The sequence below is a fragment of the Nitrospira sp. genome (assembly GCA_016873435.1).
Lineage (GTDB): Bacteria > Nitrospirota > Nitrospiria > Nitrospirales > Nitrospiraceae > VGXF01.
In genome coordinates this window covers 55,720-78,603 of record VGXF01000008.1, presented here as the reverse complement: position 1 = coordinate 78,603, position 22,884 = coordinate 55,720, and the positions used below count along the sequence as shown (strand labels likewise).

Sequence of the window (22,884 nt, the reverse complement as noted above, 5' to 3'; positions counted from 1 at the left end):
CATCCCCCGGACCTGTCAACGCAATGAGCGAAGGGCGATTATGGCACCGCCTGCTTGTTCACGGTGTCAACAGCGCGGAGGGCGATATGGCAGAAGTCAAAATTGATGATGGCATTATCACAGTCAAGGAACTGGCGGTTCAGGATCCCCGGTCGGCGGCAGTGCTGATGGAGTATCCGGAAGCCCGGTGGGCTGAAATCACCCGGCGGGCGCTGAAGATCGGATTGGGATATCTCAAAGGCGGTGCGCAGGACTAGTACTGCAGACCGTTGAGCATGACGTGGAAAAAGTTTCCGGCTAACTCCAACCTCTCACTGCGCACTTCTGACCGGTTATTTGGCAGTGCCGGTTTTAGCCAGATACTGGGCAGCCCGAGATTCCGTTCCGCCGGCCGCCACGTATTTGCCGTAGAACTCGACGGCTTTCATCTGATTTTTTAAGTCTTCCGCGTAGAGATCTCCAAGTGATAGCAATGTGTCCTGGCTGGTCGGGTTTAAGGCCAGGGCGTGGAGAAACGCCTGCTCGGCGTCGGTATATTGTTGTTTGCGCTGGAGAATCAACCCAAGGGTATAGTGAGAGTCTGGATTATTTGCGGCATACGTCACAGCTAGATTAGCCGCAGCCAGAGCCGCATCGATCTGAAAAAGATATTCCAGCAGAACATAGCCTTTTAAAATGTGGGCCTCGCCATGGGCCGGGTCGTACTCGAGTGCCTTGTTCAGACTGTTCAGGGCGTCCTGTGGCGGGCGCTGCTGCTGCAAGGCGGCAAAGGCCTGATCGTACAAAGCCTTCGCAGCCGCCGAGCGCTCAGCAGGGGTTTTGGGTTCGCCTCCGGCTCGGAACGTCCCCTGTTTACTCTCAATTAGGATCATGTCCCCATCGCCATCGAGCCGCACAAATTGGGCATGTTGTGTCCCTGTGGCGGCTTGCTGGATTTGCGCGACCACGTAGGCGCCGAGTTCGCCGGCTACGAGCCATCCGTTTTTGTCGGCATCCGCGGCGCCTTGCAGCCCAGCCAGCAGCGCAGTTACGAAGAGGCTCTGCCCGTTCCGCTGAGCTGACGCCTCCCCTTTCGTAGCAGCGGCCAACACGGCGACGGCCCGCTTGTCGGTTTCGTCTTCCAGCACGCCACGCCCCTCCAGCGACAATTGTTGGGGAGCCGTGACTTCCCACCCACTGATGCCGCCATCGATGATGAACAGCACATGCTTGGACATGATGCGGCGGGATAGTTCCTTGAGGTCGTCCATGGTGACGGCCTTGGTGACGTTGTTGAGCTGGGCATCAGCAGGGACGAGATAGCCGAGGTCCTTGCCGTCACGGTCCTGAGTGATGCCTGTGTGGCCAGCAAAATAGATCACGAGCCGATCCTGCCGGCCAACCTTGCGCGTGAGGACTTCCCGGAGAATGTGCTGCATGCTCTTGGAGCCGGCCTGCCCGTTGTAGACCTCGATGACCTCATCGAAGCCCAGCGTACGGAAGGCATTGCCGACCGCTTTCCCACCTGAGACAGAACCCGTCAGCTTGGGGGCGAGCAGGTAGTCGTCGATGCCGAAGATTACCGCCCAGGACTTATAGTAGAGACCTTCGGGGCGGCCGAGCTGAGCCTCGGCCATGGGGGCGAGCAAAACGACAGACGCAGTGACAGCAAACACCAGTTGTGTCATCCAGCGAACACTCATGCACGCATGCTACCTGTCGTTTCCAAAACGTGTCAAGGCAACGCCTTGCGCATGCTAGACGGGCTTGGGCATAATGACGCGCAACCTAGTCATCACGAGGTCACTCATGGCTGATTCCCCGTTGAACAACATCGCCACCCTGCTTCACGAACAGCGGGTTGTCCAGCCGTCTGTTGCAACCAAGGCGCGGGCGTACATCAAGGATTACGATGCCGCCTACACACAATCCATCGCTGATCCGGAAGCCTTCTGGAGTGCCGCGGCAAAAGAACTCGAATGGTTTACGCCCTGGTCGAAAGTACTGGACTGGCAATACCCCTGGGCCAAGTGGTTTGTCGGCGCCACTTGCAACATCTCCTATAACTGTCTTGACCGGCACGTGAATTCCTGGCGCAAGAACAAGGTCGCCGTCATCTGGGTCGGCGAACAGGGCGAGGAACGGATTTTCACCTATGCCGAGCTGTATCGCCAGGTCAATCGCTGCGCGAATGCGCTGCATGCGCTTGGACTGAAAAAAGGCGACCGGGTCATGATCTACCTCCCAAAGATTCCCGAGCAGATCGTGGCGATGCTGGCCTGCGCACGGATTGGCGTTATTCACAGTGTCGTCTACTCAGGGTTCAGCGCGCCGGCCTTGCAGTCGAGAATTCAGGATGCGGAGGCGAAACTAGTCATTACGGCGGATGTCGGCTACGATCGCAGCAAGGTCATCGCTCTCAAGCCGGTGGTGGATCAGGCAGTCGCCAATTGCCCGACAGTTGAAAACGTCGTCGTGGTTCGACGGCAACAGCCCGCCGCTCCCCTGTCCTCATCAAAAGACATTGACTGGAACGACTGGCTGAAGGATCAAAAGACGGTTTGCGAGGCGGAGAAGCTCGATTCTGAATCGCCGCTGTACATTCTCTATACTTCTGGTACGACCGGGAAGCCGAAAGGCGTCTTGCACGTACACGGCGGCTACATGGTCGGGACCTATCTGACGGCCAAGTATGTCTTCAACCTGCACGACGACGACGTCTATTTCTGCGTGGCCGATCCCGGCTGGGTAACCGGGCACAGCTACATTGTCTATGGTCCACTGCTCAACGGCGCGACCATTTTAACGGCCGAAGGCAAGCCAGATTATCCGAATCCAGGCCGGTGGTGGGATTTGATCGAACGCTACGGTGTCACCGTGTTCTACACCACGCCGACAGCGATCCGTCTACTGATGAAGTACGGCGAGGACTGGCCCAAGAAATATAATCTTGATTCACTGCGTGTCCTCGGCAGCGTGGGCGAGCCAATTAATCCGGAGGCATGGGAGTGGTTTCATCGCGTCACGGGCAGCCGCTTTCCGATCATGGACACCTGGTGGCAGACGGAAACTGGCGCTATTCTCATCACGCCCCTGCCCTCCGTGCCGCTGAAGCCGGGCTCGGCCACAAGGCCGTTTCTTGGGATCGAGGCCGACGTGGTAGACCGCGAAGGGAACAGCCTGCCGGCAGATCAGGGCGGATTTGCCGTCATCAAGAAGCCCTGGCCCGCCATGATGCGCACGATCTATAAGGACCCGGAGCGCTACAAAACTTATTGGAATACGATTCCCAACTGCTATACGGCCGGCGATGTCTGTCACAAGGACAAGGACGGCTACATGTGGTTCATGGGCCGGGCCGATGATGTGATCAAGGTTGCCGGCAATCGCCTCGGCACCGCCGAGGTGGAAAGCGCGTTGGTCAGCCACCCTGCAGTGGCGGAAGCGGCCGTGATCGGCAAGCCGCACAAGACCGTCGGCGAGTCCATCAAGGCTTTTATTATTTTGAAGCAGGGCGAGACGGACAGCCCGGAGCTAATTCAATCCATCAAGCAGCAGGTGCTCAAGGAGCTAGGGAAGATCGCTGTGCCCTCCGAGATCGATATCGTCCCGTCACTCCCCAAGACCCGCTCCGGCAAGATCATGCGGCGTGTGCTCAAGGCGAAGGAACTGGGGCAGGACCCGGGCGATATCTCGACAATTGAGGAATAACCTGCCGCTAGGGGTGATTCCGGCGCCAGAGGGCGCCTTTGACGACAGAGAGGGTGACTGTCGTCTCTTCGACCACATAGTGCTCGCACTCAGAAAAATTGTGGCCCCCACCACCGGTCATGTCGTTGGTCTGTGAGAGGACATCAGTGCACGTCGTGGTCAATTCTTTGCCCGGGTGGGTTGCACTGTCAGCCGTGATGAGGTCAGCGCCCTTCTGAGCTGCCTCGCGTTTGACATTATCCATGTCTGGCGGTTGAACGGACACAATGTCGATAATCCCAATGTGGGCATAGCCTTTTAGGGAGAGTTCGGCATCAGTGAGCGTGGTGTGTTCTGCCGGGAGGTCGCGTTTTGAAAATTCCCCGGAGGCGGTGACGCGGTGATATTCCTGATAGTCTCGAGTGACATGCCCGCACGATGCCAAGGTGACGAGAAGCGGGAGTCCAAACAGGGGCGACCATCGGAGTAGCCGGCCGGCTGCCATCGTGCGCATGGGCACCTCCCTCAGGGCGAGTGAATCGGGTCCGCTAAATCAATCCCCGCTTCCGTAAATATTCTCGATCGATCACGATGTCGGACTTCGGCGGCAGTTGGCCTCTTTCCTCTAGAAGGCGCGCAACATACTTGCCGATCACGTCCGATTCCAGGTTGACCGTCTCACCCACCTGCCGGATGCTAAGGGTGGTCATCTTGGCCGTGTGCGGGATGATCATAACGGAGAAGGATCGTCCGGTCACGTCGTTGATGGTCAGACTAACGCCGTCCACAGTGATGGATCCCTTAACAATGCAGTAGCGCAGCACTTCCGGGGGCGCTTCGACCACGAGGGTGGTGCCATTTCCTTCCTGATGCCGCTCGCGGACCGTACCGAATCCGTCCACGTGGCCGGCCACCAGATGCCCACCGATGCGTTCGTTCAACTTCATCGCCCGCTCGAGATTGACCGGCGAGCCGATGGCAAGTTTACCGAGGTTTGTCACGGCAAGGGTTTCCGAAGACACGTCGGCGGCGAATGCCTTCTCGTCCCGTTTCACGATAGTCAGGCAGGCGCCATTGACGCTGATGCTGGCGCCGATGGGCAGGTCGTCCAGGACAAGCCTGGCCAAAATGGTCAAGCGTGTGCCAGCCACCGTTTTCTCCAGCGATTTCACGGCCCCCATTTCTTCAACGATGCCTGCGAACACGCTATTCTCCTTCGTTCTTCAGTATCACGTTCTTGACGACATAGACGAACAGGACAAGTAGGACAACGACGCCGATGGCACCGAGAATGCCGACAATAATATCACCGGTCCCAAATTGCTTTTCCACAGGACGGTATTATAGCACCAAGCGAAGTTCTCGGTTATCAGGTTTAGTTTTCAGTGTCCGGAACTGACGACGACACACAGAGATCCGGCACCTTCTATGCCGTCCGCATTGTCGACCAAAAGAGCGCCGCGGCAACGAGTTGAATAGTGGCGATGATGGCAAAGGCGGTTTGATAACTCAGGCTGGCTATCAATAGACCGGCTAATAGCGGACCGCTTGCATGGCCGATGTCCCCAATGGTTCCCTGCATGCCCATCCCGGCGCCAAGCGTCTTCAGTTCAGAGAGATCGGCCACAAAAGCGGACGTGGACGAGGTGACGACCGCCTCGCCATAGCCGAATCCGGCGGATAACAACACGAGTGCGGGAAACCAGGTGACGTGTGGGATTATCGCAAAGGTCGCTGCGCAGATACACAGGCCGGCCAAGATGAGCGGTTTGCGGTCGACTCGATCTGATACACGGCCCATGATCGGCTTGGCGAAAAATGACGTGAGACCTTGTACGGCAAAAAGCAGCCCCGCTTCGCTCGCATTCAATCCGACCGACAAACCATAGATTGGCAGGAACGCCATCAGAGCGCCATTGGCGACCATCTTGGCAGCATCTGTCGTACTGGTGACCAAGACGCGGGTGTTCCGTGCCACAATGCGAAAGCCCTTGAGCATCTCCGAGAAGAGCGGCGTGATGCCCTTCGCTCCTCGCAGAGGAGCCGGGTTGAGCCGCAAGCTAAAGAAGAGGACTAGTCCAAGGCAGCCGAAGATGCCGGCCGTGACAAAAGTTGTTGGAAAGCCCGCCTGGGAATAGAGCCAGCCACCGATGGCAGGTCCCAGCAAGGCGCCTGCCTGCGTGCTGGACGTGTAGGTCCCGAGGGCGGCGCCGCGCCGTTCCTGATAAAGCTCCGCCACGGTCGCTAGCGCGCTGGGCGCGAAGATAGCGGTGGCTAGCCCGTGGATAAATCGAAGACCGGTTAATGTCGTGGTATCAGCGACGAACAGATAGGCAAACGGGGGAATCCCGAAGGCCAGCACGCCGATCTGCATCAGTCTGCGGCGGCCATAGATGTCGGAGAGCGCACCGGAGGGTAATTTGAGGAACACGCCGGTCAGTGTCGAGGCAGAGACAATCAGGCCGATGGTTTCCGGTCCCGCACCCAGCGATTGGGCATAGAGCGCGAGCACCGGCATCCGAACGAGATTGTAGCTCAGAAAACAGAAGATGCCGACGATGCAGAGCAGAATATAGCTCTGGCGGGTGGTCATGAAGCGACGGCGACCGACATCTGCGACACGGGTGTCTGCAAGGGACCAATTACCCTGGCTGTTGGCTCGCCCTTACTAACAGCGTTGAGCCGGCACTGTGACGGCTGATCAAGTTGTGCGACAGGAAAAGGCTCACCCCCTTGCGAAACTAGGGCGGCACAGGGCGGAACAGCCAGCTTGAACGCCACGGCCAGCCCCCCGGAAGCACTCAAGGCGACCGCGATCATCCAGCCCATCGAGCCCGTACGGAGTGTCGTGCGCACGGCGCCACCGTAACATCGCGCCGGAAAGTTTGTCAAAATGGGGGACGCGGAAGGCGCGACTGACTAGAGCACGCCTTCCAGAAGGAAATCCGAGCCGAGTTTTTTGACGCGAAGATGCTTCACTGCGAGGGCTTGCGTCAGGTGTTTGGGGGAAACACCGCCAATGACATTTCGCGCATCCCGCCCCCCGAGCAACTTGGGCGCCACATACAAGTGCAGGCGGTTGACGACCCCGGCGCGAAGTGCGGAGGCGATCACCTCTCCGCCTCCTTCGATCAAGAGATCGTTCACACCTAGGTTCCCTAGGACGGCAAGACACGCACGCAATGACACCTGTTTTTTGACGGCGGGGAATACATGGACGGCCACACCTATCCGACGCAGACGCGCGAGACGGTGTTTTGGCGCGCGCGCTGTGGTCATGACCACAGTTCCCTGTCGCGCCTGGCGCGAGAGAATGCGGGTGTTGAGCGGAATGCGGAGCGTACTATCCAAAATCACCCGTAGAGGCTGGCGACCACGAGAGCGGGCCCCCCTTCTTGCGGTCAAGCGTGGATTGTCATGCAAGACGGTTCCGATGCCAACTAGAATGGCGTCCATTCGACCGCGCAGACGGTGTGCATGTTGCCGGGCCGTGGCGCCAGTGATCCACTTCGATTCCCCGCTTGCGGTCGCGATCTTGCCGTCGAGTGTGATGGCTGCCTTCAGGGTCACGAACGGGCAGCCGGTTGTCATGCGATGGACGTAGCCTTGGTTCAACTGCACAGCCTCCGACTCCAGGCATCCCACGGTCACGTTCAATCCAGCTCGGCGCAGGCGTCTGAGTCCATTCCCTTTTACGTGCGGATTTGGGTCCTGCATGGCAGCGACAACCCGTTTGATGCCGGATGCCAGCACTTCCGGTACGCAGGGGGGGGTCCGTTTATTAGTGTGGCTGCAGGGTTCAAGCGTGACGTAGAGCGTCCCGCCTCTGGCGCGAGCGCCAGCCTGCCGCAATGCGAGCGCCTCGGCATGAGGACCTCCCGCCTGCCGGTGAAAGGCCTCTCCAACGATCCGTCCTTTGGAGACAACCACGGCGCCCACGGTGGGGTTGGGGCTGGTGCGGCCCTGTCCCCGGGCGGCCAGTGCTAGCGCCCGGGTCATGTAGCGGATGTCGCGTGCTGAAGGTGTCACCGGGACTTGCGGCGGGCGCGTCCCAATTTCTTGGGGATGGGTTTTGCGCGGTCGGTCGCCGCCAGCGCGGCATGGGCCGCGGCTAGGCGCGCGATGGCCACGCGGTACGGCGAGCAGCTGACGTAATCGAGTCCGAGTTCGTGACAGAACTCCACCGAACTGGGATCGCCGCCATGTTCACCGCAAATACCTAGCTTGAGGGCTGGCCGTGTCTGCCGTCCTTCCGAGATCGCCATGCGCATCATAGCGCCGACGCCGTCGCGGTCCAGGACGGCAAAGGGATCGTGATCAAGAATTTTATGATTCTTGTAGTAGTCCAGGATTTTGGCGGCATCATCGCGCGAAAATCCAAACGTCGTCTGGGTCAGGTCGTTGGTGCCAAAGGAAAAAAACTCCGCTTCCTCAGCAATACGCTTGGCGGTCACAGCGGCGCGTGGCAGTTCGATCATCGTGCCGATGAGATATGAAAGCTTCACGCCGTAGCGCTGCATCGTCACGTCCGCGACTTCGCGGATCAAGTCTTTCTGGGACTTCATCTCCGAGACCATGCCGACAAGTGGAATCATGATCTCGGGGACGATCTTGGTGCCTTCCCGGGCTAGCTCGCAGGCCGCTTCGATGATGGCCTGGGCCTGCATCTTGGTGATTTCCGGCATGGTGATGCCAAGCCGACAGCCGCGCAGGCCGAGCATTGGGTTGAATTCGTGCAGCTCCTCTACCCGAGCGAGCAGCTTGTGTTTCTCCTCCACCTCAGCCGCATGGCCGCCGGTTAACTCCAGCTTGGCAATCGCCACCATGAGCTCTTCCCGCTTCGGAAGAAATTCATGCAGCGGCGGATCAAGTAAGCGGATCGTCACCGGATACCCTTTCATCTGCCGGTAGAGGCCGATGAAATCCTGTTTCTGAAGCGGCAGCAGTTGGGCCAGGTATTTTTCACGCTCCTCGGGCGTGGTCGCAAGGATCATCTTTTGCATGATCGGAATGCGATCCTCAGCAAAAAACATGTGTTCGGTACGGCAGAGGCCTATGCCCTCCGCGCCGAATCCCCGTGCGATCTGGGCCTGCTCGGGGATGTCAGCATTGGCCCGCACTTTGAGAGTGCGCGCAGAGTCGGCCCAGGAGAGCACCATGGCAAAGCGCTGGTACTTGTCCGATTGCGTCGCTTTCAGTTTGCCCTGAATTACTTGGATGACTTCGGATTCGACGACCGGGATGTCGCCCCCGTAGACGTTGCCGGTCGAACCATTGATGGACAGGTAGTCGCCTTCCTTAAACGCGCATCCGCCAATTTTCACGGTCGTAGCGCTGGTCACCTCGACGGCTTCGCAGCCGGCAACGCACACCTTGCCCATCTGCCGCGCTACAACGGCCGCATGGCTGGTCATGCCGCCGCGGGCGGTCAAGAATCCAAGGGCGGCATTCATGCCGTGAATGTCGTCCGGGCTGGTTTCCTGACGCACGAGTACGACACGTTCACCCTTGGCCTTCATCTCCACGGCGCGATCGGGCGAGAGGGCGATTTTGCCCGCGGCGGCCCCGGGTCCGGCTGGCAGCCCTTTGCCTAATGGCTTCTGTCCGCTCTCCGCTTTGCTGTCAAAAATAGGATAGAGATATTGCGCGAGCTGATCCGGCCCGATGCGGCGGAGGGCCTCGTTCTTCGAGATGAGCCCTTCCTTCACCATGTCGGTCGCAATCCGGACGGCCGAGATGCCGGTCCGTTTTCCGACACGGGTCTGCAACATATAGAGCTTGCCTTCCTGGATGGTGAACTCCAGGTCCAGCATGTCGCGATAGTGCTTTTCGAGCCGTTTATAGGTGTTCTCCAGGTCCTGATAGGCTTTCGGCAGGGTCCTGGCAAGCGCGTTGACTGGCAGCGGTGTCCGGATGCCCGCTACCACGTCCTCACCTTGTGCATTCATCAAGCATTCGCCAAAGAACTGCGGATTGCCAGTGGCCGGGTCGCGCGTAAATGCCACACCGGTGCCGCTGGTCTCGCCCATATTGCCGAAGACCATGGCGACGACGTTGACGGCAGTGCCCCAGGTCTCCGGAATGCTGTAGATGCGCCGGTACTCGATAGCGCGCTTGCCGTACCAGGACGCAAAGACAGCATTAATGGCTTTCTTGAGCTGTTCGAGCGGATCTTCCGGAAATTCATGCCCGGTCTCGTGCTTGACCAGCGCTTTGAATTCGACGACCAGTTCCTGGAGTGCCCGCGCGTCAAGATCTGTGTCGTGCCTTGCCCCGACCTGTGCTTTTTTCTTGTTGAGCAATTTTTCGAAGTGTTCGCGTTCGATGCCCAGCACGATGCTGCTGTACATCGTGACGAATCGGCGGTAGCTGTCCTGCGCAAATCGCTCGTTGTTGGTCTTAGCGGCCAGCGCCCGGACTGTCTGGGCATTGAGCCCGACGTTGAGCACCGTATCCATCATGCCCGGCATCGAAGCGCGCGCACCGGAGCGCACTGACACGAGCAGCGGCGTGTTCGCATTGCCGAACCCGGCACCCATCGAGCGCTCGACCCGCTTTAGCGCCTTCAGTGCCTGGTCCCACATGCCCGGCGGATAGGATTTCTTGTGTTTGTAGTACTCGATGCAGGCTTCAGTGGAGATCGTGAATCCCGGTGGCACCGAAATTCCCAGGCTGGTCATTTCAGCCAGGCCGGCGCCCTTGCCGCCCAGGAGATTCTTGTTGTTGCCGTCGCCTTCGGCCTTGCCGTCGCCGAAATAATAGACGAATTTCTTTGCCACGCGTTTCCTCGCTATGCGCTTACCAGGCGTTGTGCTGTGCCGATTCGATCTGCCGGCGGTACCGTCGGATCAACCAGCGTGTGCTCACGATGCCCAGGATACAGACTGCTCCGGCAAAAGCTAGCAGGGCCGCTAGCCGGGTGTCCATCGACTCGCCCTGCCCATAGTGGAGCCTGCTGTCCGCCCCCATGACAATCTCCACGTCTGCCTGGAACGTGTGCGTGTTGCCGGAGGGATCGGAAAGATTGATCCATTCGTAACATAATCGCACTGGCTGTTGCACCCCCGCCACCTTGTGCCAGCTGTGCCGGAGGCAGACGTCACGACTCTGGCTAAAGTGATCGGGAGCCGTGAATAACGTATCTGGGTTGACGCCGCTGGCCCAGATACCGACGAGAATGACGAGATTGCAGAGCATGACCATGACGGCCATGAGCCGGAGGGAGAAGCGCCGCACGCGCGCATTCAGCCCACAGTCCGGATTCACTAGCGAGGCCTGTTCGGCAACAGTTTCCGTCATGCATCTACACGCTCAGGCCCCCTGCGCGACGATCTGAGAAAAATCCGCGGCGCTCAGGAACAGTTGATCGACTTCATAGAGCAGCGAGAGCCGGTTGGCCCGCAGCGCGCGGTCCGGAACGTTGACCATGACACCGTCGAAGAACGCGTCCACGGAGGCTTTCATGCCAACCAGCGTTTCCAGCAGGGCCGGATAGTTGCCGTTCGACAGCTGCGTCAAGGCCCGGTCTCTCCGCTCCATTAGGGCGCTGTAGAGTTCCCGCTCGGCCTGGTGCTGAAAGAGCGTCACGTCAATCTTGCCTCGTTCCCACTGCTCTTTTTCAAGCAGGCGATGCGTACGTTTAAAGCCGGCGATCAGTGAATCGAATTCCGTGCGCGTGGTGATCTGTTGTACGGCTTGCATGCGGGCCAGTAGATCGGATGGGTCAAAAGCCTGCGTGCGTGCCGCGGCCAGTCCAGCTTCGATGACATCTTCGCGCAGTTTGTGCGTGGTCCGTACGTAGAACCGCAGCCGGTCGGCCAGAAAGGCCTGGGGGTTTGCCTCGCCGGAGGCTTTGAATCCGTCACGCTCCACTAACTGCGTTGCCGTGGTCATGATCTCAGTGAGATTTAGTCTAATTTGGCTCTCGATCAGAATGCGAATAACGGCTGTCGCATGTCGCCGTAGCCCAAAGGGATCCTCCGACCCGCTCGGCACCAAACCAACGTAGAAAAAAGCTGTCAATGTATCCAGCCGATCGGCCAACGAGAGAATTTTCCCAAGCGTAGAAGACGGAATTGGACCCTCCATGCCGGCCGGCAGATACTGCTCGCGGATGGCAGTGCAGACCTCGTCCGGCTCGCCGTCGTGCCTGGCATATTCCCCACCCATCACACCCTGCAGGCCGGGAAATTCTTTGACCACGCCGGTGAGTAAGTCGGCTTTGCTGAGCAGCGCCGCCCGGTCAGCGGAACGGCTGAGATTGTGTGCGTGCAGGAGCGCGGCCAAATTGACAGCCAGTTGGCGGACTCGCGCGGTCTTCTGTTTCAACGTACCCAACCGCTGGTGGAGCGTCATCTGCGAGAGCCAATCGGCGCGAGCGGCTAATTGCATTTTGCGGTCTTCGTCAAAGTAGAACCTGGCGTCAGCGAGCCGGGCGGCCAGCACACGCTCATTGCCTTGACGAATCAAATCCATCTTCGCCAGTTTCATGTTGGTGACAGCGAGAAACTGCGCGAGTAGCCGTCCGTGCTTGTCAGTTAAGGGTAAAAATCCTTGGTGCTCCTTCATGGCTGTCATTGGCACGTCTTTTGGTAGCGACAGATACTGCTGATCAAAAGACCCGAGAATTGCGTGCGGCGTTTCAACCGTGAAAACAGCCTGCTCGATCAAGTCGTCGTCGTGGTGCAAATGGCCGCCGGCCGAGTGCGCCAGTTTTTCCAATTGTGAAAGGACCATGGCGCGCCGCCGATCCTGCTCGACGATGACGCCGAGCCGCTCGAGGCCGGTAACATAGGACTTCCAGTTGGTGACGGTGATGCCGCGAAGCTGCCTGGCCCCGAGAAAGCGATGTCCCCAGGTTCTGTTGCTGGCCTTCATGCCGCCGAATTGCAAGGGAACGATCTTGCCGCCGTAGAGCGCGAGCAGCCAGCGGACCGGACGTGCAAAGCGCAGTCCGGAGGCGTTCCACTTCATGGACTTGGGAAACGTGAGCCCACCGATCAGTCCTGACAGAAGTTCAGGCAGCAGCGCGGCAGTCGGCCGGCCCGCATCACGGCGGACCGCAAATACGTATTCACCCTTCGGTGTTGCGCGGATCTCCAGATCAGTGACGGCCACCCCCTGCGACGTCGCAAACCCAATCGCTGCCTTGGTCGGCAGCCCAGTCTGATCGAAGGCCACGGCCCGTGACGGCCCCATGGCTTCCTTGTTCGCCGCAGTCTGGCGGATTGCCAGTTGTGCGATAACCAGCGTCAACCGACGCGGGGTGCCGACTGTTTTGATGGCGCCGTGGGCGAGGCGTTGTTCAGCGCACACCCGTGTCGCGGCTTCAGCCAGTGACTGAAGCGCCGGGGCGATGAACTGCCAGGGCAGTTCTTCGACGCCGATTTCCAGCAGGCATTCCGAGCCGGCTGCGGTGGTAATTGGCTTTGCGGGTGCGGTCGCGCGTGCCATACGAATAATGCTCAGTGGGTCTTTCCGCGCGTCGGCTTGGATTTGAGCATCGGATATCCCATGGCCTCCCGCTCGCGCAGGTAGCTGTCCGCGCAGAGGCGAGCCAGGCCACGAACGCGCGCGATATAGCCGGTCCGCTCGGCCACGCTGATTGCGTCGCGTGCATCCAATAGATTAAACAGGTTCGAGGTTTTGATGCAGTAATCGTAGGCCGGCAGCGTGAGCCCGGCTCCGACCAGCCGTTTGGCTTCGGCTTCAAACGCCTGAAACGTGTTCATGAGCATGGTCACGTCGGCGTGCTCGAAGTTGTATTTTGAAAACTGTACCTCGGTCTGATGATGGATGTCCCCGTAGGACACGGTGTCGTTCCATTTCAGATCGAACACGGAATCCACTTGCTGGAGATACATGGCGATGCGCTCGGTGCCGTAGGTTAGCTCGACCGTAATGGGATTAAGCTCGATGCCGCCGATTTCTTGAAAATAGGTGAATTGCGTGATCTCCATCCCATCCAGACGGACCTCCCAGCCCAGCCCCCAGGCGCCCAGCGTAGGCGATTCCCAGTCGTCCTGCATGAAGCGGATGTCATGCTGCTTGGGGTTGATGCCCAGTTTCGTGAGACTTTCCAGATAGAGTGCCTGGATATCGTCGGGCGCCGGCTTTAACACCACCTGATACTGATAATAGTGCTGTAGCCGGTTCGGATTGTCTCCGTAGCGGCCGTCCGTGGGGCGGCGGCAGGGTTCCGGATAGGCGGCCTGCCAGGGTTCGGGGCCTAAGGCGCGCAGGAAGGTCGCCGGGTGGAATGTGCCCGCGCCCATTTCAAGGTCGTAGGGCTGATGGATGACACAGCCGTGATCAGCCCAGAACCGGTGCAGCGTGAGGATCAGTTCCTGGAGCGTCACGGGCGTGCCATGGTCTGTTGGTGTGTTCAGAAAGCGCGTGCGTTGAGGAGAAACTCGTGTGACCGGGCATCAACGTAACAAGAACAGCGGACCACTGTCAATTCTTCGACGCGCTTAGAGTCAACCCTGCGGCCAGTGAATCCGTGCAGCGTAAAATCGCGGAAAAACCTGAGCGGGACCGCGCGGTTTTGCCGTGACGGACTCCTACCGAGTGCTTGACCGGACAGCCATAAATCGGCTATTGTCTTATATGTTTATAGACTCTATATACAATTAGCTACGTGAAATTCTCAAAGAAAAGCGAATATGCGCTGCGGGCTCTGATCGAGCTTACGGAGAACCATGATCGGAAGCTGCTCCAGCGGCACGAGATTGGCCGGCGGCAACACATTCCCGTCGAGTTTCTTGAGCAAATCCTGCTGGCACTGAAAAACGCCGGTCTGCTCTCGGCCCAGCGCGGCGTGGGCGGTGGTTATCGCCTGCTCAAGTCACCAACGACTGTCACGCTGGGGCAGGTCATCCGGATTCTGGACGGCCCCCTCGCTCCTATCGGCTGCGTGAGTAAGACGGCCTACCAAAAGTGTGGTGACTGCCCCTACGCTAACAAGCCGCGGTGTCCGGTGCAGCAAGTGATGGGCACGGTGCGGGACGCCATCGCGGACATTCTCGATCACCACACCCTGAGCGATTTCGTCGCCAGTCGGAAGAAGCGCGTGCGATGAGCACTGACCAGCTCGTTCTCGTCGCCATCACGCTGTTTGCCGCCACCGTCAACGGGGCGCTCGGATACGGCTTTTCGTCGCTGACGGTGCCCGTTGCCCTGCTCTTCTACACCAATCGTGTCTTAAACCCGGCGCTGGTGCTGGTCGAAGTTGTGATCAATTGGTATGTCCTGTTCATCAACCGGGCGAGCGTGCCGCACATCTGGAAGCGCGTCCTGCCCATTCTACTCGGCCTGCTGCCGGGTATCGCGATTGGCAGCTACATCCTGTTTGTCGTGCATCCTGGGTGGATTAAGTTTGTGACCTATGCGCTGCTGCTCCCCTTGATTCTCTTGCAACTCGCCGGGGTGCGTAAGCCCGTGCGCGCCGAGAGGGCCATTGGCGTGCCGTTCGGTGTCGGCATCGGCACGCTCTATTCGGTTACGACGATCTCCGGCCCCCCGCTCGCGCTGCTCTTCAACAATCAAGGTTACGCTAAGCAGGATTTTCGTGCGGCGCTAGCGCTCATCCGCGTGGTCGAGTCCTCGCTGACCGCTGTCGCCTATCTGTTTCTCGATTTGCATAATGCCGACAGTGTCGGCATCCTGACCTACATCGTGCCGAGCGTACTGGTGGGCATTCCGCTGGGGACTGTCCTGATCAGCTGGATGGACCCTGAAACCTTCCGCCGCGTCTGCATGAGCTTCGATGCGCTCGTGGTGGGCTTCGGCATGTCCCGCGTGCTGGTCGAGTTGCAGATGGTGCCCAGTCCGGCCGCCTACGGCGTGCTTGCCACCGTCGCGGTGCTCAACGTCTGGCTGTTGCGACAGTTTTTTCTCCGGCGCGCGCCGTCGGGTTGATCGCAGTCATTGCCCCTCGGCTCTCAGCTTCCCTCCACGCTCTACTGTTCACCGTATACCGGTAGAACGTGCAACTGTGAGCGCTCCGCTCTCCCTTGTTCAGCTGCTCGTGGTGGCGGGCTGCCGCTCATTGACTCCCCGCGCAGCCATTTGTTAGGCTCGCCGCGTCATCACTCCGTTCCGGCCCATCGATTTACAATTTTGAAAGGAGTCTCATGGCCTCGGCGAATGCGGCACTGATCACCCTGCTGAAAAACAAGGCGGCGACGCTCCGCATCGAGAGCGTCCGGTCCACCTCGGAATCCGGGACCGGCCATCCGACGAGCTGCTGCTCGGCGGCCGACATCGTGGCAACCTTGTTCTTCTCGGTGATGCGGTATGACCCGAAAAATCCGCGCCACCCCAACAATGACCGGTTCGTTCTCTCCAAAGGCCATGCGGCGCCAGTGCTCTATGCCGCTTGGGCGGAAGCCGGGCTGTTCCCCATGCAGGACCTGATCAAATTGCGTACGCTCAAGTCCGATCTCGAAGGCCACCCTACGCCGCGTTTGTCGTTCGTCGATGTCGCAACTGGCTCGCTGGGCCAGGGGCTAGCCGCCGGCGTCGGACTCGCCCTCAACGCCAAGCGGCTCGAGAAAAACGGCGCGAGGGTTTATGTCATGATGGGAGACGGCGAATCGGTGGAAGGCTCGGTGTGGGAAGCTGTTGAGCTCGGACGGCAGTTCAAGCTCGACAATCTCTGCGCTATCGTCGATGTCAATGGCCTCGGCCAGAGCGATCCGACGATGCTGCAACACGACATGAAGGCTTACAAATCCCGCTGGGCCGGCTTCGGCTGGAACGCGATCATCGTGGACGGACACAATCATGCGGCCCTGCTCAAGGCCTTTGCCAATGCGGCCAAGGCCAAGGGCAGGCCGACAGTCCTGCTGGCCAAGACGTTCAAGGGCAAGGGCATCTCCTTTGCCGAAAACAAAATGGACTGGCATGGCAAAGCCCTCAAGAAGGGCGAGGAAATGCAAACGGCCATCAACGATCTCACGAAGCAGATCAAGCCGACGACCGCCGTGCCAAAATTCAAGCTGCCCGCGGCGCCGGCCGCCAGTGCCAGATCAGCCAGGCCGATGGCCCCGCCCGCCTATAAGGCTGGCGAGCTGGTGGCCACGCGCGAGGCGTTCGGCGCAGCGCTGGCCGCGCTGGGCGACGCCAATCCCTCCGTCGTTGCGCTCGACGCCGACGTCAAGAACTCCACCTTCACGGACAAGTTTGGCAAGCAGTTCCCCAATCGGTTCTTCGAGAATTTCATCGCCGAACAGAACATGATCGGTGCGGCGATCGGGCTCGCCGCTTCCGGCAAGATCCCCTTTTCGGCGACTTTCGCGGCATTTCTCACTCGGGCCTACGACTTCATCCGCATGGCGGCCATCAGCCAGTCGAACATTAAGTTGGTCGGCACGCACGTGGGGGTGAGCATCGGCGAAGACGGAGCCTCGCAGATGGGACTGGAGGATATCGCCATGATGGCTGCGCAGCCGGGTGTGGTTGTTCTATACCCGTCCGATGCGGTTTGCGCGTATAAATTGGTGGAGGCCGCCGCCGTGCATCGCGGCATGGTCTATATCCGGGCCGGCCGACCGAAAGCGCCAGTGCTCTATGGTAACGATGACACGTTCACGATTGGCGGCAGCAAGGTGCTGCGGCAGAGTGCGCTTGATCAGATCACGATCGTGGCCGCCGGCGTGACGCTCTTCGAAGCCTTGAAGGCGTACGATCAGTTGAAATCGGCTGGCATCCGGATCCGCGTGGTCGATCTCTATAGCGTGAGGCCGATCGACCGGCTGACCTTGCTGGAAAGCGCTCGCGCGACCAAGAACCGTCTGTTAACTGTCGAGGACCACTACGAGCATGGCGGTCTCGGTGATGCTGTGCTGAGCGCCGTCGGCAGCGAGGGCGTGCGTGTGCACAAGATCGCCGTGCGGGATATTCCCCACAGCGGCAAGCCCGACGAATTGGTCGATCACTTTGGCATTGGTGCGCGTTCGATTGTGGATGCCGTCAAAAAACTGCTCTAGGACCCATGAAGCCCGATCCACTCTCCAGGCTTCCCCTCTTTGAGCACTTAAGCCCGACCGAGCGGCGCAAGATTGCCGGGGACATCGTCGAAACGCGGTATCGCAAGGATCAGTTCATTTTCCGCGAAGGCGATCCCGCCAACTGCTTTCACATCCTGAAGGAAGGCACGGTCAAGTGCGTCAAGACGTCGCCGCAAGGCAAACAGGTCACGCTGAAGGTCCTAATGCCGGGCGATCTGTTCTGCTGCGACGCCGCGGCGCTGAACGACGGCACACATCCGGGCTGCGCCCAGCCGATGGGCGATGTCAGCGTCCTGACCCTCAGCAAGGACGCCTATTTGAAACTGTTGCGCCGGAATCCCGATGCGGCCATTGAAATCATCCAATACCTCGGCGCCCGTCTCAGCGAAGCGCAGGAAACCGCCAAGGTGCTTGCGCTCAATCCGGCCGAACAGCGGATGGCCGCATTGCTTGTCAAATTTGCAACCCGCGCTGGACTGAAGGACGATAAGCAGGTCCGTCTGACCGTGCGGCTCACCCGCCAGGATCTGGCCGATATGATCGGCGTCACTGTTGAAACCGCCACGCGGATCATGAGCCGGTTCAAGCGCGACAAGCTGGTCGCGGGGACTGCGAAATCCCTGACTATTTGCAATTTGCCCCGCCTGCAACAGATGGCGTCCAACGCCCCCTGTCCGCCCACTTCTCCCAGACACGCCCACGCCGGTTAATTTCAGAAACATGATATAGATCATGTTTCTATCGTTCGCTGAAGGACTATCCTTGTGCAGGCGTTACACAAGGAGGCTTTTATGCGGACCCTGATTACAATTGTACTGGCCGGCATCATGGCGTTTACGACCGCTCCGGCGTTGGCTAAAACCCACACGGTCGAAATGACCGCTGTCGAAAAAGACGTTGTCGTCGACGGCAACGGCACGACCTACGCCGCCTGGACATTCAACGGGCAGGTCCCCGGTCCGGTCGTTCGGGTAACCGAGGGCGACACGGTAAAGTTCAAGCTCGTCAATCCGGCCGAAAACAAGCACCCCCACGCGATGGATTTCCACGCTGCGGAGATCGATTTTCTGAAAAACTACAAGGCCATCAATGTGGGTGAAACGATTGAGTACACCTTCGTGGCCAAGAAGCCCGGCGTGTTTTTCTACCATTGCGGGGCGCCCCCGATGATTCAGCATGTGGCGCGCGGGATGTTCGGCGCCATCATCGTGGATCCGAAAAATGCCAAGGCCTGGGCTAAGGCGGATCGCGAATACGTGCTGGTGCAGTCTGAGTTCTTCAAGAATCCGGACGACGTGCAGACGATGTTCGACCGGAAATTCGACAATATCGTGTTCAACGGCGGCATCTTCAAGTACCACCCGTTTGTCAGCGGCGGAGGGAAACTGGATGCCAAGCCGGGCGAGCGGGTCCGCATTTATTTTGTAAACGCGGGGCCAAACGAATTCTCGTCCTTCCATCCCATCGGCGAGATCTGGGACAACGTATACGAAAGCGGGAATCCGGCCAACAATCTGAAAGGCGTGCAGACCTACGTGGTCGGGCCCGGCAGCGCGGCGACATTTGACGTAGTCGTAGAATCGGCCGGTGCCTATCCCCTCGTCACCCATTCGCTGACCGGTGCGCTACGAGGAGCCATCGCGGTGTTGTTGGTTGGTCCGGATGCCAAGCCGGCGCCGTTGATGCCGATGACGCCCTGGGTGCTGGCGCCAAAACCAGCACAGTAGACGTCGAGTACAAACCAACCGGCGGATCGGAGTTCCTCCGGTCCGCCGGTTTTTATTTTGTCCGGTCAGGGGTTGGGTGCGACGAAGACGAGCACTTTAAGTCGCTGGCCGGTGTGATTCTTCACGCTATGCTCCTCGCCAGCCGGCGCCATGGTGCCCTGGCCTTGCCCGAGGACTTTTTTCTCGCTGCCGACCTGGAAGGTGCCCTGCCCCTCGAGCACCAGGTAGACCTTGTCCTGGTCGCCGTGGATGTGGCCCTTTTGCTCCTGGCCCGGTTCGAAACAATAGACGTCACAGAAAAACCGGGGCGTTTGGAAAATGTTGTTCTTCTTTAGCTTCTCAGCGCTAAACACTTGAAAATCAGAAAGATTAATGACGTTCATGATGCGCGAACTCCCTCCGCTTTGTGCAACCGTTTCAGAATCGAATCCACCGGGATCAAATGCCGACCGAGCCCCAATGCGCGTGGTAAAATGCCCATGGCCAGGCCGATCAGTTGGGGTAAGTGTAAAATCGGCAGATCCAGCGTCGCGTTGACGGCTTTCCCCGCCCGCTCCTGATAGATGTCCAGACTCATATGGCAGAGTGGACAGGGCGTAACCATAAAGTCCGCACCCTGCTCCTTGGCTTCCTTCATATTGGCGCCCGCCATGCCGATGGCGATCGGTTCCTTTTCCAGGATGATCGGAAACCCGCAGCATTTGGTCCGTCCCGCGTAGGCCACCGTCTCTCCGCCCACTGCCTGAATTACCTTTTCAAGCGACGTCGGGTTCTCCGGATCATCAAAGCCGAGGTCCCAGGAGGGGCGTAGAATGTAGCAGCCGTAAAACGGCGCCACGCGGAAATCCTTGAACGGCACCCGGATATGCTTTCTCAGTTCCTGCAACCCGATATCGCGAACGATGATCCAGAGCAGATGCTTCACCTGCACGGTGCCTCGATAGGTTAAACCTTCCGGCTGCAAGAATGAGTTAATACGGTCGAGGAGGCCGGATTCCTCCTTGAGTCGTTTATTGGCGGCGCCCAACACGCCCTGACAGGTTCCACAGATCGTCATGACGTTGAGGCCGAGCGCCTCGGCCTGCGCCAGGGTTCGCGCATTCAAGGCTAATGCCGTGTCGGGATTGGCTTCCGTGACGACGCCGGCACCGCAACAGGTTGCCGCGCCAAGTTCGACTACGTCGATGCCCAACCGGTCCAGCACGGCTTTGCTGGATTGATAGAGCTCCGGTGTCGCGCCCTGCGCCGCACACCCCGGATAGAGCGCAAACTTCAATGCCATATCATGCGTCTTGTCGTTTGAGCGATGTTATCCACAGGTCCCTGCTCATTAAAAGTATAACGTTGACCGTACCGAAAGTCACGGCCATCCGATGACTTGCGAAACTGGCATGGCAGTTGCCGGACCATGCGAAAAATATTTTTCATGGGATCTTGCAGCAATTCGACAAAAGGCGTAGGGTGCGCGCACTTTCTCACCTCGCACGGAGGTGCATCATGGCCTGTGCCAGCCATCGATTGGGCAACCGGATCCCCGATACAGACTGGGCTGAAGTCCTGTCCTGGGCCGAGGCGAAGCCTCTCCGGCACATGGCCTATCACCGTCGTGTGTCGCGCTGACAGCAGACACGCCGCTCGGGCTCGCCGGGCGATAACAAGGAGGGGGATTTATGAATGACCTGACTCCACCGGATCACACAACCCCGCCGGCAGTGACATGCGGAGCACGGACAGACTGATCGGATAGCACCGAACAGCGATGGCGACCCCGGCAAGGCTGCCAGCCTTGGATTCCAGCGGAATCACGAGCCGCGGAGCGCCGTCTCAGCCTGCTGTAAGTCAGGCCTGACCGGTACGACCGTCCGATTTTCTGCCCGTCCTGACCGGCGGGTTCCACAGGCGCCCATACGCATGGGACAGGCGCCCCAAACGCCCGAAGGAGGCCATCGTCCGGACGGTGGTCTCCTTTGCCACCCCCCTGCCACCGGTGTGACTCGGCCGTCCGATCAACTTTGGTCATTTCCGAGGAAATCAGATGACAGGAGTCCGCATACCATCGCACACAAGGAACGGCACTCAAAACGTCACCCGGCAGTCTTCGCGGCCGCCCGCCCGCGCCACGCCAAACCCGTGCCCCAGCCAGTCGACGGTCAGCACCATCTCAACCTTTGTTCCCTGCTCTCCCGTCAACTGCGCGTAAACGTAGAGTCGCTCTGTCTGATGTGTGCCCAGCAAGTCGGCCAGGTTGGCGCCGTGAAACAGTGAATCCGATCTGATGTCGTCGGTCGTGAGTTTTGTGTAGGCCCCCCGAGCGGTTTCGCCTGAGGGAAGAATCACTGTCACGGAACGGGCGCTGAGATCGAGCGTGCCGGTTCCCGTCGCACCGTCGGTCAGGCGCGTAAGTTCGAGCGTCCGTGTACAGGCTGCCAGGAGAATAAGCGCAAGCACGGCCGTCGCGGCACGCATGGTCCCGCTACCCGATGACGATGGCCCCGCCGCGGAAGTCGCGCACGTCCCCGAAGAGCGTGGTGACACCGGCAATGCGGCACAGGTGGGATGTGATTTCGAGCAGCTGTCCCTTGTGCGTGTAGAACTTGCCTTGGACGATCTGCAGTTTGTCGCTGTCCGTGACGCTGGCTTCCAGCACGACATCGCCTGTTTCCTGATCGACCAGTTTCAGCCAGGGCGCGCCGCCGTAGAGCGAGGGCGACGGCGCTGTGGCATTGAACACGAATCGCTCATCCAGATTGAACTTCCAGGCATTTCGTCTGAGATGCGCCACCTGCCGGCCTGCCGCGCTGTACAAATCCATCGTCAGGAGCAATTGATCCGCATCCGGCACGAACTCGATGACGACCTGTTCCTTGCCGTGGATGGCCAGCACACCGTTGGTGTTGCGGAAACTGTTTGAGCCGATGGTGACGTCCATGTGTCTGCGTCCTATCTTGTGATATGTTTACCGGGCCGAAGTTCCGTGGCTCTTTTCGAGATGCCGGGCCGATTTACGAGTGCCACAACGTCGGAGATGTTCTTGTACGCGAATCCCGCTTCCGACGCCAGCCCGCTCATGGACACGGCTTTCAGGATGATGCCTTGCTGCGCCATCTGACGCTGCACCTGCTCGCCTCGGACCGGTTGCTTGGCCCCTGCCCGCGCGTACCATGGTTTGCCCGAATCCAGGCACGGTAAACCTAAACGGCTGCGGCATGGCCTGTTTTGCGCCAACCAGCTGATAGAAGCCAGGTTCCATCGCCCTGCCGCAAATGACCGACTGGACGGTCCCCCGATAGATTTTCAGAAGCCCCGGGCTGCCCGGCCCGAAAGGTCGCGGCGAGCCCTTGCAAGGCATGATCCGCTCACCTTCAGGATACCGCGTGACCGTGGGGATAGTCTGGGCCACAGGATACGTGTCGATTACCATCTGTGTCGACGCCGTGGCGCGGGCGAGGGACGTGTGGCCGTAAGCCTCAAAGGCG

Annotated in this window: 20 protein-coding genes; 6 read left to right on the top strand and 14 right to left on the bottom strand. The window is 59.4% G+C overall.

The window, feature by feature from the left end; genetic code table 11:
- Positions 1 to 332: 332 nt before the first annotated feature.
- Positions 333 to 1,682, bottom strand: coding sequence for a tetratricopeptide repeat protein (locus FJ248_06450; protein ID MBM4120526.1), 1,350 nt, complete (start codon positions 1,680 to 1,682; stop codon positions 333 to 335).
- 106 nt (positions 1,683 to 1,788) lie between these two features.
- Here FJ248_06450 and acs point away from each other — a divergent pair, with 106 nt between their 5' ends.
- Positions 1,789 to 3,690 (top strand): acetate--CoA ligase, encoded by a 1,902-nt coding sequence (gene acs / locus FJ248_06445; protein MBM4120525.1) that lies wholly within the window; start codon positions 1,789 to 1,791, stop codon positions 3,688 to 3,690.
- Between the two features lie 7 nt (positions 3,691 to 3,697).
- Here acs and FJ248_06440 read toward each other — a convergent pair whose 3' ends face one another.
- The 8 genes from FJ248_06440 to FJ248_06405 form a co-directional block, all read right to left on the bottom strand.
- Positions 3,698 to 4,183, bottom strand: a complete 486-nt coding sequence (locus tag FJ248_06440) for a hypothetical protein (GenBank protein ID MBM4120524.1) — start codon at positions 4,181 to 4,183, stop codon at positions 3,698 to 3,700.
- Positions 4,184 to 4,217: 34 nt separating this feature from the next.
- Positions 4,218 to 4,874 (bottom strand): riboflavin synthase, encoded by a 657-nt coding sequence (locus FJ248_06435; protein ID MBM4120523.1) that lies wholly within the window; start codon positions 4,872 to 4,874, stop codon positions 4,218 to 4,220.
- Positions 4,875 to 5,095: 221 nt separating this feature from the next.
- Positions 5,096 to 6,262 (bottom strand): MFS transporter, encoded by a 1,167-nt coding sequence (locus FJ248_06430; GenBank protein MBM4120522.1) that lies wholly within the window; start codon positions 6,260 to 6,262, stop codon positions 5,096 to 5,098.
- 326 nt (positions 6,263 to 6,588) lie between these two features.
- Positions 6,589 to 7,668, bottom strand: coding sequence for a bifunctional diaminohydroxyphosphoribosylaminopyrimidine deaminase/5-amino-6-(5-phosphoribosylamino)uracil reductase RibD (ribD, locus tag FJ248_06425; GenBank protein ID MBM4120521.1), 1,080 nt, complete (start codon positions 7,666 to 7,668; stop codon positions 6,589 to 6,591).
- A gap of 26 nt (positions 7,669 to 7,694) precedes the next feature.
- Positions 7,695 to 10,448: a pyruvate, phosphate dikinase gene (locus FJ248_06420; protein MBM4120520.1), complete on the bottom strand. Its 2,754-nt coding sequence runs from the start codon at positions 10,446 to 10,448 to the stop codon at positions 7,695 to 7,697.
- 19 nt (positions 10,449 to 10,467) lie between these two features.
- Positions 10,468 to 10,968, bottom strand: coding sequence for a hypothetical protein (locus FJ248_06415; GenBank protein MBM4120519.1), 501 nt, complete (start codon positions 10,966 to 10,968; stop codon positions 10,468 to 10,470).
- 12 nt (positions 10,969 to 10,980) lie between these two features.
- Positions 10,981 to 13,122, bottom strand: coding sequence for a glycine--tRNA ligase subunit beta (locus FJ248_06410; protein ID MBM4120518.1), 2,142 nt, complete (start codon positions 13,120 to 13,122; stop codon positions 10,981 to 10,983).
- A gap of 11 nt (positions 13,123 to 13,133) precedes the next feature.
- Entirely contained in the window at positions 13,134 to 14,027 is an 894-nt protein-coding gene (locus tag FJ248_06405) for a glycine--tRNA ligase subunit alpha (GenBank protein ID MBM4120517.1), read from the bottom strand.
- Between the two features lie 272 nt (positions 14,028 to 14,299).
- On the opposite strand from FJ248_06405, the gene FJ248_06400 reads away from it, so the two are divergent.
- From FJ248_06400 to FJ248_06380, 5 genes are all read left to right on the top strand, one after another.
- Positions 14,300 to 14,749 carry an Rrf2 family transcriptional regulator gene (locus tag FJ248_06400; protein MBM4120516.1) on the top strand — a complete coding sequence of 150 codons (450 nt, stop codon included), beginning with the start codon at positions 14,300 to 14,302 and terminating at the stop codon, positions 14,747 to 14,749.
- Complete coding sequence (locus FJ248_06395; GenBank protein ID MBM4120515.1) at positions 14,746 to 15,588, top strand: sulfite exporter TauE/SafE family protein; 843 nt, start codon at positions 14,746 to 14,748, stop codon at positions 15,586 to 15,588. The genes FJ248_06400 and FJ248_06395 overlap by 4 nt, the downstream gene beginning before the upstream one ends.
- Before the next feature lie 215 nt (positions 15,589 to 15,803).
- Positions 15,804 to 17,660, top strand: coding sequence for a transketolase (locus FJ248_06390; GenBank protein MBM4120514.1), 1,857 nt, complete (start codon positions 15,804 to 15,806; stop codon positions 17,658 to 17,660).
- A 5-nt stretch (positions 17,661 to 17,665) separates the two neighbouring features.
- Entirely contained in the window at positions 17,666 to 18,391 is a 726-nt protein-coding gene (locus FJ248_06385) for a Crp/Fnr family transcriptional regulator (protein ID MBM4120513.1), read from the top strand.
- An 81-nt stretch (positions 18,392 to 18,472) separates the two neighbouring features.
- The gene (locus FJ248_06380; protein ID MBM4120512.1) at positions 18,473 to 19,408 is read left to right on the top strand and encodes a nitrite reductase; all 936 of its coding nucleotides are present in this window, start codon (positions 18,473 to 18,475) and stop codon (positions 19,406 to 19,408) included.
- Positions 19,409 to 19,473: 65 nt separating this feature from the next.
- On the opposite strand, the gene FJ248_06375 is transcribed toward FJ248_06380, so the two are convergent.
- The 5 genes from FJ248_06375 to FJ248_06355 form a co-directional block, all read right to left on the bottom strand.
- Complete coding sequence (locus FJ248_06375; GenBank protein MBM4120511.1) at positions 19,474 to 19,791, bottom strand: cupin domain-containing protein; 318 nt, start codon at positions 19,789 to 19,791, stop codon at positions 19,474 to 19,476.
- Positions 19,788 to 20,690, bottom strand: coding sequence for a heterodisulfide reductase (locus FJ248_06370; GenBank protein ID MBM4120510.1), 903 nt, complete (start codon positions 20,688 to 20,690; stop codon positions 19,788 to 19,790). The genes FJ248_06375 and FJ248_06370 overlap by 4 nt, the downstream gene beginning before the upstream one ends.
- Before the next feature lie 794 nt (positions 20,691 to 21,484).
- Positions 21,485 to 21,874 carry a hypothetical protein gene (locus FJ248_06365; protein ID MBM4120509.1) on the bottom strand — a complete coding sequence of 130 codons (390 nt, stop codon included), beginning with the start codon at positions 21,872 to 21,874 and terminating at the stop codon, positions 21,485 to 21,487.
- Between the two features lie 7 nt (positions 21,875 to 21,881).
- Entirely contained in the window at positions 21,882 to 22,337 is a 456-nt protein-coding gene (locus FJ248_06360) for a hypothetical protein (protein ID MBM4120508.1), read from the bottom strand.
- Between the two features lie 11 nt (positions 22,338 to 22,348).
- The gene (locus tag FJ248_06355) at positions 22,349 to 22,696 is read right to left on the bottom strand and encodes an RtcB family protein (protein MBM4120507.1); all 348 of its coding nucleotides are present in this window, start codon (positions 22,694 to 22,696) and stop codon (positions 22,349 to 22,351) included.
- Positions 22,697 to 22,884: the final 188 nt, after the last annotated feature.

Bases quoted from the DNA above. Each gene is read 5' to 3' on its own strand.
- FJ248_06450 (MBM4120526.1), bottom strand. From the start codon at position 1,682: ATGAGTGTTCGCTGGATGACACAACTGGTGTTTGCTGTCACTGCGTCT.
- acs (MBM4120525.1), top strand. From the start codon at position 1,789: ATGGCTGATTCCCCGTTGAACAACATCGCCACCCTGCTTCACGAACAG.
- FJ248_06440 (MBM4120524.1), bottom strand. From the start codon at position 4,183: ATGCGCACGATGGCAGCCGGCCGGCTACTCCGATGGTCGCCCCTGTTT.
- FJ248_06430 (MBM4120522.1), bottom strand. From the start codon at position 6,262: ATGACCACCCGCCAGAGCTATATTCTGCTCTGCATCGTCGGCATCTTC.
- ribD (MBM4120521.1), bottom strand. From the start codon at position 7,668: ATGACCCGGGCGCTAGCACTGGCCGCCCGGGGACAGGGCCGCACCAGC.
- FJ248_06415 (MBM4120519.1), bottom strand. From the start codon at position 10,968: ATGACGGAAACTGTTGCCGAACAGGCCTCGCTAGTGAATCCGGACTGT.
- FJ248_06410 (MBM4120518.1), bottom strand. From the start codon at position 13,122: ATGGCACGCGCGACCGCACCCGCAAAGCCAATTACCACCGCAGCCGGC.
- FJ248_06395 (MBM4120515.1), top strand. From the start codon at position 14,746: ATGAGCACTGACCAGCTCGTTCTCGTCGCCATCACGCTGTTTGCCGCC.
- FJ248_06390 (MBM4120514.1), top strand. From the start codon at position 15,804: ATGGCCTCGGCGAATGCGGCACTGATCACCCTGCTGAAAAACAAGGCG.
- FJ248_06385 (MBM4120513.1), top strand. From the start codon at position 17,666: ATGAAGCCCGATCCACTCTCCAGGCTTCCCCTCTTTGAGCACTTAAGC.
- FJ248_06380 (MBM4120512.1), top strand. From the start codon at position 18,473: ATGCGGACCCTGATTACAATTGTACTGGCCGGCATCATGGCGTTTACG.
- FJ248_06375 (MBM4120511.1), bottom strand. From the start codon at position 19,791: ATGAACGTCATTAATCTTTCTGATTTTCAAGTGTTTAGCGCTGAGAAG.
- FJ248_06370 (MBM4120510.1), bottom strand. From the start codon at position 20,690: ATGGCATTGAAGTTTGCGCTCTATCCGGGGTGTGCGGCGCAGGGCGCG.
- FJ248_06365 (MBM4120509.1), bottom strand. From the start codon at position 21,874: ATGCGTGCCGCGACGGCCGTGCTTGCGCTTATTCTCCTGGCAGCCTGT.
- FJ248_06360 (MBM4120508.1), bottom strand. From the start codon at position 22,337: ATGGACGTCACCATCGGCTCAAACAGTTTCCGCAACACCAACGGTGTG.